This window comes from Mesorhizobium sp. P2_B11 (assembly GCF_056404855.1).
Genome location: NZ_JBFUDF010000010.1, coordinates 54959 through 67413 on the forward strand (window position 1 = coordinate 54959; position 12455 = coordinate 67413).

The following is a 12455-nucleotide window of genomic DNA, read 5'->3' on the forward strand; positions in this document are numbered from 1 at the left end:
AAGGTGGATCGGCGCGATAGCGCCGAGACGGATGAGGGGTGTTCCAGCGGAGTGAGGCGTTGGCGTTCCCTGGAACACCCCTCATCCGTCGCCTTCGGCGACACCTTCTCCCACAAGGGGAGAAGGGGGAGCGTTACAGCCTACCGCCTCACCACCACATGCGGCGCGAATGTCTTTATGGCTTCGATCATGTCCTGGCCGCGCACATCCAGCGACGACACTTCCATATGCACGGTGTTCTTGCCGAAGGGCAGCATCAGGTTGAGCGCATTGGCGGGCGCGTATTTGATTTCGTCGGGTGGCTCGCGCGTGAGCTCGAAATTGAGCATTGCCGCGCCCTTGCCGGAGGTCAGGTGCACGCTCTTCACCATCGCCCACGGCACCAGGACATCGCCGGCGCGAGCATCGCGGAAGCCGTGGCTGTCCAGGGTGACCTTGACCGAACTGTCGAAGGCGCCGCGCGCGATGAGATAGCCGAGCCCAAGGCAGCCGAACGCCACCAGCGCGATGACCAGCACATGCCCGCTGTTCGCACCCGCCACCAGTCCGCGCAGCGCGCCGAAACCGAACATCGCGCCGATCAGCAACGGCCCGATTGCCGGAAAAATCTTTCCCGTGGCGCTGTTGCGGAGTTCGAGCGGCGCGGACATTTTTCGCCAGCTAGCGCTTCAGCAAGGTCCAGATCCAGCCGACGAAGGTCAGCACCAGGAACGGATAGCCGGCGGCGGGCAGCGGCGCAGAGGTCGGCAGCAGGGGCGCGCCCCACAGCACCATGGCCACCGTGACGACAAACAGGACGGCGGCAATGAGGCCGGTGAGCCGCATCCACAGAGCAAACGTGTTTGCCGAGCCGATCAGGATCAGCGCCGCCGCCCACAGCGAGATGCCGGCGACATAGGAGGGCACGCTGGCCTCCAGCCCCGCCGCATTGCCGGCCAGCAGCAGGCTTTCGCCGGCAAGGAAGGTGAGAAACCCGGCCGCGACGCAGTCATTGCCCAGCCGCTGGTATTTCATGGTGAGCAGCGCGGTGGCCACGACGAGTGCTGTGCCGTCGATCGCCCAGAGTGTTTCGCGCAGTGGGGCGCTGGCGACGAAGGTGCCGGCCAGGCCGAAGGCACCGCCGATGGCTAGGCCGATTGCGGCGATGGTGTCGGATGTGGTGCGCATGCGATGGCTCTCCAAGCCGGGGAAAGGATACGCCATGGCGAGGTGTTTTCAATGGGTCCGCTACGCAGTGAATGGTTCTGACGGCGGCCCGACCAGCCCGAGGATTACCGGCGCTACTGGGCGCGCACTTTCTACAAGAATTGTAGCAAATATGAAAAGCACACGTTTTTGACCAACACTTCAACCGGCAGTGTTCAGTGACGCCTTTCTTGTTTAGGATACTCCTCAGGTGGAATTGGTGATCGTTCTGAAAGTTGGGGGGAAACTTGATAAATTTCGATCTTTTTAAAGCTGGCGGCGGCGATGGCACAATTATAGAGCCGCGAAAAATCTTTACGACACTCACTCGCAACCCAAAGTTCAAACGACCATCGGATGAGCAAGCCGAAGTTCTCGATGGGTGGTTCGTAAGGCGCGATGAGCATGATCTGACGATCAAAATGAACACCGGCTCTGGAAAGACGTTGGTCGGTCTACTCGCGTTAAAAAGCAGTACGAATGAAGGGCTTCGACCGGCGGTCTACGTCACTCCAGACAAATATCTAACGTCACAAGTTTTAGCGGAAGCGGCGGCGCTTGGTATCTCTGCAACCGAATCCGAAAATGACATGGCGTTCATGAGAGGTGAAAGTATACTCGTTACGAACATTCGAAAAATTGTGAACGGACGGTCAGTATTCGGCGTCAAGGAAAAGAAAATTCCAATCGATGCGATTGTCATCGATGACGCCCACGCGTGTTTCCAGAGCATCGAAGAGCAGTTTACAATTGAAGCAAAATCAGAAACACAGCTCTATAAAGACCTATGGGGTCTATTTTCAGAACCACTTAGGCAATATAGCTCCATAGAGCACTCTAGGATACTCAACGGTGATCCGGCCGTGCTCTGTGAGCTACCTTATTGGATTTGGAAGGATCGATCGGCCGATGTCGCTGGCATTCTAATAAAAAACAGAGGCTTGGGCGATTTACAGTTTAAGCTCGATCTGCTGATTGACGTAATAGATCTCTGTCAATGCGCAGTTACGGCGCAACGGATTGAAATTGCACAGCGCTGCATTCCAATTGACGTCATCCCCTCGTTAAGTGCGGCCCGTCGCAAAATATTCATGACCGCTACCTTAGCCAACGATGGAATACTGGTTACACATTTTCGTGCGGACCCCCAAGCCATATCAAAGCCAATAAAGCCCAAAGGGGCCGGGGATATGGGGGTGAGAATGATAATCACACCCCAAGAGCTGAATCGCGAAATCAAATTCGATGACCTTAAAGCTTTCGCCGCAGAGGTGGCGAAAACTCGAAATGTCGTCGTTATTGTCCCTTCAACGAACCAAGCGAACCATTGGAAAGACGTTGCAGCGGCGACCCTCAACAAGGACAATATTCACGACGGCGTGGAAAAACTTAAAGCCGGTCACTTGGGGCTGGCCGTTCTAGTCAACAAATATGATGGCGTAGATCTGCCCGGGACCGCCTGTGAGATGCTCATCCTCGACGGAGTTCCGACCTATTCAAGCTTAATAGCTCGGGTCAATGCCGCCGCGCTGGAGGGAACCACCGGCTCGAATATCGAGCTGGTCCAACGAATCGAGCAAGGTATGGGTCGAGGTGTTCGATCCAGTGAAGACCGATGTGTGGTGCTTTTGTGGGGCTCCGGGCTGGCAAAGGCGATTAATTTTCACGAAACCGCCAAGTTCTTTACCGAGATCACCAAAGCGCAACTTAAGGTGGCGCGACAACTAGCAAAGCAGATTGTTCTGAACAAGATGGTCGATCTGAAGTCTGTTTTAGACTATTCTTTTAAGGCTGACGGAGATTGGATCAGAATTTCCAAGGAGGCTATCGTTCAAGCGCCTGATACCAACTATTTCTACATGGAAGAGTACGTTGGCGGTCAGAGAGCTGCCTTCGATTTTGCGCGTATTCGCCAGTATAATCGCTCTGTCGAAGCGATGCAGGCTGCCATTAACGCAGCTCCAGAAGATAGGGTGAAGGGATATCTTAAACAGCAGCTGGCGGAATATTATCACTACATTGATCGAGTGGAATCACAGAAGATTCTACTTTCGGCGGTCGCCCTAAACAACCGGGTTATCAAGCCAATAGAGGGCATCGAATACAAGAGATTGGGAACACCCGAAAATCAATTTTTTGATGCCCACAGGTTTATGGCTAGATTTCCGGATGGAAACGATCTGGTTCTTTGGATGAACGCTCTCTTGGATGACCTAGAGTGGGATCCCCTCGCCACAAAGAGGTTTGAGGCTGCCGTACACAACATTGGCCAATTTATTGGGTTCGCAGCCCAAAGGCCCGAAATCGAAACTGGCAAGGGGCCCGACAACCTTTGGGGTGTTGGCGCGAATCGCTATTTCGTAATTGAATGCAAAAGTGGCGCTGTCGTAGCGGAATACATCTCAAAGACGGACTGCAATCAGCTTCTAGGCTCCGTTTCCTGGTTTGGTCAAAACTACCCGCCAGCAAATTCGGCACTCCCCATAATGATCCACCCAAAATTCAAATTTGGTGTCGAAGCTTCGCCCGCACCCGATTTTCGTATTATCGACGCAGCTAAGCTTTTGGAATTGAGGGACGCACTTAAGTCTTTGGGTATTAACCTGGGCACTGGAAACAAGTACCGCTCCCGCGATGATGCGGCTGCGGCTTTGACCGCGGCAGATATGATACCTGGGCGATTTGAGGGTCGCTTCACCCGCTCATTTACACGCTGATGAGATGGCCGGACCGCTCAATCCCCCATCTTCAGCGCCTGGATAAACGCCTCCTGCGGGATATCCACTTTGCCGAACTGGCGCATCCGCTTCTTGCCCTCTTTCTGCTTGTCCAGCAGCTTGCGTTTGCGCGACACGTCGCCGCCGTAGCACTTGGCGGTGACGTCCTTGCGGAGCGCGGAGATGGTTTCGCGGGCGATGACCTTGCCGCCGATGGCGGCCTGGATCGGGATCTTGAACAGGTGGTGCGGGATCAGCTCCTTGAGCTTCTCGCACATCTGGCGGCCGCGCTTTTCCGCCGCCGTGCGGTGGACCAGCATGGACAGCGCGTCGACCGGCTCCTCATTGACCAGGATCGACATTTTCACCAGGTCGCCCTCGCGATAGTCGGTCAGATGATAGTCGAAGGAGGCGTAGCCCTTGGAGATCGACTTCAGCCGGTCATAAAAGTCGAAGACGACTTCGTTGAGCGGCAAATCGTAGGTCAGCATGGCGCGTTTGCCGACATAGGACAGGTCAGCCTGGATGCCGCGCCGGTCCTGGCAGAGTTTCAGGATGCCACCGAGATAGTCGTCGGGGGTCAGGATGGTGGCGCGGATCCACGGCTCCTCGATGGCCGAGATCTTCACCACGTCGGGCATGTCGGCGGGGTTGTGCAGTTCCTTGACCGAGCCGTCATTGAGCAAAAGCCGGTAGACGACGCTCGGCGCGGTGGCGATCAGGTCGAGGTTGAACTCGCGCTCCAGCCGCTCCTGGATGATTTCGAGATGCAGCAGGCCAAGGAAGCCGCAGCGATAGCCGAAGCCGAGCGCGGCAGAGGTTTCCATTTCATAGGAGAAGGACGCGTCGTTGAGGCGCAATTTGCCGACGGCGGCGCGCAGGTCCTCGAAATCGGCGGCGTCGACCGGGAACAGGCCGCAGAACACCACCGGCTGCGCCGGCTTGAAGCCGGGCAAGGCATGCGCAGTGGCGCGCTTGTCCTCGGTGATGGTGTCGCCGACGCGCGTGTCGGCCACTTCCTTGATAGAGCCGGTGAAGAAGCCGAACTCGCCGGGGCCGAGCTCGTCGACATTGATGCGGGCGGGCGTGAACACGCCGGTGCGCTCAACCAGATATTTGGCGCCGGTGCCCATCATGCGGATAGTCTGGCCCTTTTTCAAAACGCCATCGATGATGCGCACCAGAACGATGACGCCGAGATAGGCGTCGTACCAGCTGTCGACCAGCATGGCCTTCAGCGGCGCGGTGGCATCGCCTTCGCGCGGCGGCGGCAATTGGTGGACGATCGCTTCCAGTACATCGGGAATGCCAAGGCCGGTCTTGGCCGAGATCAGCACGGCGTTGGAAGCGTCGATGCCGATCACTTCCTCGACTTGTTCGCGGATGCGCTCGGGCTCGGCGGCCGGCAGGTCGACCTTGTTCAGCACCACGACGATCTCGTGGTTGTTGTCGATGGCCTGGTAGACATTGGCCAGCGTCTGCGCCTCGACGCCTTGGGATGCGTCGACGACCAGCAGCGAGCCCTCGCAGGCGGCGAGCGACCGCGACACCTCATAGGCGAAGTCGACATGGCCGGGCGTGTCGATGAGGTTGAGGATATAGTCCTCGCCATTGTTGGCACGGTATTTCAGCCGCACCGTCTGCGCCTTGATGGTGATGCCGCGCTCGCGCTCGATGTCCATCGAGTCCAGCACCTGCTCCTTCATGTCGCGCAGCTCCAGCCCGCCGGTGGACTGGATCAGCCGGTCGGCAAGCGTGGATTTGCCATGGTCGATATGGGCGACAATGGAGAAATTGCGGATGTGGTCGAGAGGCGTGCTCATGATGGGGCGGCTTTAGCAGGGGCAGGGTTGAGGGGCAAGCGGGGCGCGCGCTTGCCTTCTCCCCTTGTGGGAGAAGGTGGATCGGCGCGACAGCGCCGAGACGGATGAGGGGTGTTCCAGGGAACGCCAACGCCTCACTCCGCTGGAACCCCCCTCATCCGTCGCCTTCGGCGACACCTTCTCCCACAAGGGGAGAAGGCAAGGGCCCTTTCACCGCCACGGCTTCAAACTGACATCCCTGACATAAGCGATGATCGTAGTGCAGACGCTGTCCATGTCTTTCAGGACATCGTCATTCCAGAAGCGTAGCACACGAAAGCCTCTCGCCTCCAGTTCAGTTTTGCGGGCCCGGTCTGACTCTGAGTACGCGTGCTGACTGCCATCGATCTCGACAATGAGGCGTGCTTCAAGACAAGCGAAATCGGCGACGTATTTTCCAACGGGAACCTGGCGCCGAAATTTGATCCGGTCGAGCCTGCGATCGCGGAGTTCGTTCCACAGCCGCTCTTCCGCCTCCGTCATTTCACGTCGCAGCGATCGGGCAAAGCTTCGTTTTGCGGGAGCGACGGGTTGATGCGGCATGATGTTAGATTAACCAACGCCTCACTCCGCTGGAACACCCCTCATCCGTCTCGGCGCTGCGCGCCGATCCACCTTCTCCCACAAGGGGAGAAGGCAAGGGGGCGTCGGCGCCCCGTGGCCTTTCCGAACTCAATTCACGGCGATCTCACGGAATATTCAAATCCGCTTAAGTATTCATGCACCGATTTGGCTCAACGTCGCGTGCGGATGGTAAATCGGCTCACAGCCGTGGTTGCGAAGGCGCTGAAATGTTCAAACCTGCCCAGACACTTAGCCCGGCTGGGATAGCCGGGCGCATGAAGAAATTCATGCGGTCGACGGATGGCTCGATGGCCCCGATTCTCGTCCTCATGGCCGTTCCGCTGGTGCTCGCCGTCGGTTTTTCCGTCGACTACACGTCGGCGGTCACCACGAGGAGCAACATGCAGGACGCGCTGGACGCCGGTATATTGGCGATCACGACAATGCCGACCGACACCACCAAGCCCGATCGCCAGACGCTGCTGCAGCAAACCTATACGGCCAATGGCGGGCTCGGCACTGCCACGCTCAACACCGTTTCGGTCGATGCCTTCGGTACTGCCAGCTTCACCGCTTCGGCAAGCTATCCGATGCCGACCACCTTCATGTCGATTGCCAGGATCAACACGGTGCCGATCGGCGTGATCTCGGCGGTGCGCAAGACGCCGGCGTTGGTGCAGACAACGTTCAAGGTGACCAAGGTGTCGGGTTACTGGGGTAAGACGATGACCCTCTACGGCACCAAGTTCGGAGCCACCTCGGCCAAGCCGCTGATGACGATCACCTACGCTTACAATGGTTTTGGCGATCCGAAAGGCTATGGCACGACCATCGTCAACACCATCACCAACAATGGCGGCGCCGACATCACCACCATGGTCCAGAAGCAGGTGTGCACGACCGCCACCGTAAACAATTTCAACAATCTGCCGGTCGGAGCCATCACGCAAACCAGCGGCAGCAAGAAGTATGTGACCACGTGCGTCGACACCATGTATCCATCCAACGGCGCCGGCGCGGTCATCGACGTCAGCCAGATGAATGCGCTTTACCTGCAGATGGACGTGCCGTCAGGCAACCCGAAGGTGCTGAAATCGGACGACCCGGTGACGTCGAACCGGCTCTATCTCGGCCCGAGCACGACCAACATGCCCGAGGTGGCGACCGGAACGACCGTCAACATCTTCACCGCCGTGCCCTGCGGCCAGACCGGCTACCAGGCTTGGGAAGACGGTGGCAACGCCGTGCCGGCGCCGGTCTCGAACGCCGACTTCTTCTACACCGTGATGGGCAAATGCGATTACAGCCAGCGGCCGTCGGAGACGGTGCTGACGCAGTAATGTTGCGGGCGTCGGCGCCCGCAATCACAAACCGGTGAGCACTGTAACGAAGCTTCTGGCGGCAACGAAGTGGGAGATGACCGGCGCATTCAGCGCCCCCACGGAGCCTGCCAATGTCCAGAAAACTCATCGCCTTGTCCGGTGTGCTCGCCGTATCGCTGTTTTCGTCGCTGGGCACCGCCTTCGCCCAGCCGCTCACCGTGGTCGAGCTCTTCACCAGCCAGGGCTGCTCGTCCTGCCCGCCGGCCAATGCCAACCTGATCAAGGTCAAGGACCAGCCGGGCGTTCTGGCGCTGTCGTTCAACGTCACCTACTGGGACTATCTCGGCTGGAAGGACACTTTTGGGCGCGAGGAATTCACGCAGCGCCAGATGCGCTATGAGCCGTCGCTTGGCCGTTCCGGCCCGTTCACGCCGCAGGTGGTGGTCAATGGCGGTGCCGATGCGGTGGGGGCTGCGCCCGGCGAGATCGAGCAGCTGATTTCCTCGAGCACCCACGCAGCCGGTCCGTCGCTGTCGCTCGATGGCGGCAAGATCAGCATCGGCGCGGGTTCGGCACCGGGCGGCAAGGCCGATGTCTGGCTGGTTCGTTACAACAAGGGCGTCATCGAGGTGCCGGTGGCGCGCGGCGAGAACACCGGCCGCACGCTGCCGCATGCCAATGTCGTGCACTCGCTGGAGAAACTCGGCAGCTGGAGCGGCGACGCCACCACGCTGCCGCTGCCGGCGGCCTCCGGCGGCCTGAGCACTGCGGTGCTGGTGCAGACGCCCGGCGGCGGGCCGATCCTGGCCGCAGCCGCCAACTGATTTTTCCACCCCAACGCCGCAACAGCGGCACACCCGGGCTCGCATCCGCGCGCCCCTTTCAGAGAGGAAATACCAATGACCAAGACCCTGACGGCGCTCGCCTTTGCGCTTTCGATGACGGCCTTCGCCGCCGGCGCCCGCGCCGAAGACAACGCCATGAAGCCGGCCGATCCCATGGCCACCGAGGCGATGAAGCCGGCGACCGATGCCATGAAGCCCGTCGATCCGATGGCGACGAATGCGATGAAGCCCGCCACCGACGCCATGAAGCCGGCGACCGATGCCATGAAACCCGCGACGGATGCGATGAAGCCGGCGGATGCGATGGCGCCCGCCAACTAAGGCTTGAACCCGCGGCCCGGCTGTACAGCGGCCGGGCCGGCGCACGGCAATTTGAGAAACCAGACGGGACGATCTGTCGTATAGTCGTCGATACCATCAAGGAGATCAGACATGACCGGCATTGCAAAGACGAGAACGCCGATCGTCAAAAGCGCGCTTGCCGCGCTCATCGTCGCCGCGGCGGCGGCTGCCTTCTGGCAGAGCCCCGCGCGCTCGGCCGAGGACGCGGTGGTGATCCCGCCGCCGGCAATGGATGAGAAGGCCGCCAGCGGCTCAGAGAAGGCGATCTTCGCCGGCGGCTGCTTCTGGGGCGTGCAGGGCGTGTTCCAGCACGTCAAGGGCGTGACCAAGGCGGTCTCCGGCTACACCGGCGGCAGCGCTGAAAACGCCGTCTATGAGGTTGTCGGCTCCGGCACGACCGGCCATGCCGAATCGGTCGAGATCACTTACGATCCGGCCAAGGTGACCTACGGCCAGCTCTTACAGGTCTATTTCTCGGTCGCGCATAACCCGACGCAGCTGAACTATCAGGGACCGGACTCGGGCACCCAGTACCGTTCGACCATCTTTGCCGAGAATGGCGAGCAGCAGAAGATCGCCCAGAGCTACATCGCCCAGCTCGACGAGGCCAAGGTGTTTTCAAAACCCATCGTCACCACGCTGGAGACGGGCAAAACCTTCTATCCGGCCGAGGAATATCACCAGGATTTCCTGACGCTCAACCCGACCTACCCCTACATCGTCTACAACGACCTGCCCAAGGTGGCGAATTTGAAGTCGCTGTTCCCGGCGCTGTACAGCGACAAGCCGGTGCTGGTGCTGGCGGGGAAGAGCTGAGGGTTGCGCTTGGGATGAGGGCGGGGGCGGCGCGCCCCCGAGAAACACCGGCGGGACAGCACCCCCCTCTGCCCTGCCGGGCATCTCCCCCTCAAGGGGGGAGATTAGCAGCTTAGCTGTTCTGCCTCGCTACCGGCGTTGGCGATTGGCGAAAGCCGAAGTGCTATCTGATCTCCCCCCTTGAGGGGGAGATGGCCGGCAGGCCAGAGGGGGGTGCCTCGCGCAAACCGCTATTAGCGAGCCCCCTCAATCATAAGTCAGATCCGTCGCCTTCCCCCCAAACACCCGATACGCGTAGAACGAATAGAAGATAATCACCGGCAGCACGACCACCGTGCCGGCGAGGATGATGGCGAGGCTTTCGGTCGCCGACGCGGCTTGCCAGATGGTCAGCCTGTCGGGCACCACGAAGGGGTAGAACGACCAGGCCAGCCCGGCAAAGCCGAGCGCGAAGATGGCGGCCAGCGTCAGGAAGGGGCGGAGCGCGTGGCGGTCGTCGGGCTTGGGCAGATGAAAAGTCTGCCGCCACAGCCACAGGAACAGCAGCGCCGACAGGATCGGCAGCGGCGACAGATAGAGCATTTCGGGCCAGACGAACCATTTGGCGAAGATGCGCGGGCTGGCGAAGGGCGTGGCCAGCGACACCGCCGCCATGCCGAGTGCGGTCAGCACCAGCGCGGTGCGCAGCCAGGCCACCGCCTTCTTCTGCAATTCGCCTTCGGTCTTGTAGATCACCCAGGCCGCTCCCATCGCGGCATAGGCGGCCGACAGGCAGAGCGCCACCAGCGCGCCGAAGGCCATGCCGCCCAGGCCGACATCGAGGCCGAGCACATAGACGCCCAGCATATAGCCTTGCGCCAGTGAGGCGATGATGGAACCGAGGAAGAAGATGCGGTTCCAGCGATGCTTCTTGCCGGACGGCACCTTGGCGCGGAAATCGAAGGCGACGCCGCGCAGGATGAGCCCGACCAGCAGCACGAAGACCGGGATGTATAGCGCGGTGAGGATGACGCCGTGCGCCATCGGGAAGGCGACCAGGAGCAGGCCGACGGCCAGCACCAGCCAGGTCTCGTTGGCGTCCCAGAACGGGCCTATTGCCGCGATCATCGTGTCCTGCTCGGTATCTTCGGCGACCGAGAACAGGATGCCGATGCCGAGATCGAAGCCGTCGAGGATGACATAGATCAGGATGGCGAGGCCCATCAGTCCGGCGAAGATGAGGGGGAGCGCGGTTGGCCAGTCGAAGCTCATGTCACTCTCCTGCAGCCGGTTGCGACATGGCCGTCTTCATCACGCCCGGCAGCGGCGAGGTGTCGCCGTCCTTGGCCGCCTTCAGCGCCAGGTGCACCAGCACGCCGAGATAGGCGATCAGCAAAAGCACATAGAGGATGAGATAGATCGCCAGCGTCAGCGCGACATGGCTGCCGGCGACGGGGCCGACCGCATCGGCGGTCTTCAACACGCCCGTCACCAGCCAGGGCTGGCGGCCGATCTCGGTCGTGTACCAGCCGGCAAGCGTCGCCAGCCAGCCCGACAGCGACATCGGCACCATCAGCATGGCCAGCGGCCTCGGCAGGCTGTGCCGGCGTTTTAGGAAGAAGGTCGCCGACCAAGAGACGACAAGCATCAAAATGCCGGTGCCGACCATGATGCGGAAACCCCAGAATACCGGGAAGACCGGCGGGTGCAGGCCAGGATAGTCGTTGAGCCCCGGCACGATGCCGCTGGTGGAGTGGCGCAGCACCAGGCTGGCGCCGTCAGGAATGGTGATCTCGAACTTGTTTTCCTTGGTCGCCTCGTCCGGAATGGCAAACAGCACCAGCGGCACGTTGGGGCCGGTGTTCCAGTTGGCCTCCATGGCGGCGATCTTCTGCGGCTGGTGTTCCAGCGTGTTCAGCCCGTGCTGATCGCCGGCGAAGATCTGGATCGGGATCAGGATGGCGGCGGTGAAGACGCCGGTGCGCAGCGCCTTCCACATCGATTCCGAACGGTCGCCGCTGAGATAGCGCAGCGCCGACAGGCCGGCGATCAGGAAGGAGACGGTGAGCCCCGAGGCGAGCAGCATGTGCACGAGCCGGTAGGGCATGGACGGGTTGAAGACGATCGCCCACCAGTCGACGGGATGCGCCTTGCCGTCGATGATCTCGAAGCCGGCCGGCGTTTGCATCCAGGAATTGAGCGCAATGATCCAGAACGCCGACAGCGTGGTGCCGCCGGCGACCAGCACGGTCGCCAGCGTATGGACGCGGTTCGACACGCGGCGGAAGCCGAACAGCATGATACCGAGGAAGGCGGCCTCGAGGAAGAAGGCGGTGAGGATCTCGTAGGCGAGCAATGGCCCGGCGATGTTGCCGACCTTTTCCATATAGCCCGGCCAGTTGGTGCCGAACTGGAAGCTCATGGTGACGCCCGAGACTACGCCCATGGCGAAGGACAGCGCGAACACCTTAACCCAGGTGAAATAGGCGCGCATCCAGGCGGAATCGCCAGTGGCGTTGTATCGCAGCTTGAAGAACAGCAGCACCCAGCCAAGCGCAATGGTGATCGTCGGAAACAGGATGTGGAACGAGATGTTCGCCCCGAACTGCATACGCGACAGGATGAGCGGGTCCATGGCGGGCTCCGGCTGCTGTTTCTTGTCCCAGAATAGGCTGCTGCTGCGATGCGGTCAAAGCGGCGTGGCGCCACGCGGGGCGCGTTGTCGCAGCAGATGAGGCCAATCCGTCAGCGGCACCGGCTACGCCGGCGAAACGGCCAAAAGAGAACGTTTGTCCACAATTGTCAGCAGCGGCATTGACTTCC

Annotated in this window: 11 protein-coding genes; 5 read left to right on the forward strand and 6 right to left on the reverse strand. The window is 60.5% G+C overall.

Annotated elements, in window-relative coordinates:
• Positions 1–140: 140 nt before the first annotated feature.
• Both AC1DYJ_RS28175 and AC1DYJ_RS28180 read right to left on the reverse strand, forming a co-directional pair.
• Complete coding sequence (locus AC1DYJ_RS28175; protein ID WP_477287083.1) at positions 141–650, reverse strand: hypothetical protein; 510 nt, start codon at positions 648–650, stop codon at positions 141–143.
• Positions 651–660: 10 nt separating this feature from the next.
• Positions 661–1167: a hypothetical protein gene (locus AC1DYJ_RS28180; protein WP_477287085.1), complete on the reverse strand. Its 507-nt coding sequence runs from the start codon at positions 1165–1167 to the stop codon at positions 661–663.
• A gap of 266 nt (positions 1168–1433) precedes the next feature.
• Between AC1DYJ_RS28180 and AC1DYJ_RS28185 the strand changes: the two genes are divergently transcribed.
• On the forward strand, positions 1434–3902 hold the full coding sequence (locus AC1DYJ_RS28185; protein WP_477287087.1) for a DEAD/DEAH box helicase family protein: 2469 nt from the start codon (positions 1434–1436) through the stop codon (positions 3900–3902).
• Positions 3903–3919: 17 nt separating this feature from the next.
• On the opposite strand, the gene lepA is transcribed toward AC1DYJ_RS28185, so the two are convergent.
• Together lepA and AC1DYJ_RS28195 are read right to left on the reverse strand one after the other, a co-directional pair.
• Complete coding sequence (gene lepA / locus AC1DYJ_RS28190; RefSeq protein WP_095202822.1) at positions 3920–5725, reverse strand: translation elongation factor 4; 1806 nt, start codon at positions 5723–5725, stop codon at positions 3920–3922.
• A gap of 210 nt (positions 5726–5935) precedes the next feature.
• A complete protein-coding gene (locus AC1DYJ_RS28195) occupies positions 5936–6307 on the reverse strand; it encodes an endonuclease domain-containing protein (protein WP_477287090.1) in 372 nt (123 codons plus the stop codon).
• A 329-nt stretch (positions 6308–6636) separates the two neighbouring features.
• Here AC1DYJ_RS28195 and AC1DYJ_RS28200 point away from each other — a divergent pair, with 329 nt between their 5' ends.
• From AC1DYJ_RS28200 to msrA, 4 genes are all read left to right on the forward strand, one after another.
• Complete coding sequence (locus AC1DYJ_RS28200; protein ID WP_477287092.1) at positions 6637–7668, forward strand: TadE/TadG family type IV pilus assembly protein; 1032 nt, start codon at positions 6637–6639, stop codon at positions 7666–7668.
• 113 nt (positions 7669–7781) lie between these two features.
• Positions 7782–8474: a DUF1223 domain-containing protein gene (locus AC1DYJ_RS28205; protein ID WP_477287094.1), complete on the forward strand. Its 693-nt coding sequence runs from the start codon at positions 7782–7784 to the stop codon at positions 8472–8474.
• Between the two features lie 75 nt (positions 8475–8549).
• Positions 8550–8816: a hypothetical protein gene (locus AC1DYJ_RS28210; protein WP_477287096.1), complete on the forward strand. Its 267-nt coding sequence runs from the start codon at positions 8550–8552 to the stop codon at positions 8814–8816.
• A gap of 111 nt (positions 8817–8927) precedes the next feature.
• Positions 8928–9653 carry a peptide-methionine (S)-S-oxide reductase MsrA gene (msrA, locus tag AC1DYJ_RS28215; RefSeq protein ID WP_477287098.1) on the forward strand — a complete coding sequence of 242 codons (726 nt, stop codon included), beginning with the start codon at positions 8928–8930 and terminating at the stop codon, positions 9651–9653.
• Positions 9654–9899: 246 nt separating this feature from the next.
• Here the strand turns inward: msrA and AC1DYJ_RS28220 are convergent, their stop codons facing one another.
• Both AC1DYJ_RS28220 and AC1DYJ_RS28225 read right to left on the reverse strand, forming a co-directional pair.
• Entirely contained in the window at positions 9900–10904 is a 1005-nt protein-coding gene (locus AC1DYJ_RS28220; RefSeq protein ID WP_477287100.1) for a cytochrome d ubiquinol oxidase subunit II, read from the reverse strand.
• A gap of 1 nt (position 10905) precedes the next feature.
• Positions 10906–12267: a cytochrome ubiquinol oxidase subunit I gene (locus AC1DYJ_RS28225; RefSeq protein WP_477287102.1), complete on the reverse strand. Its 1362-nt coding sequence runs from the start codon at positions 12265–12267 to the stop codon at positions 10906–10908.
• Positions 12268–12455 lie beyond the last annotated feature (188 nt).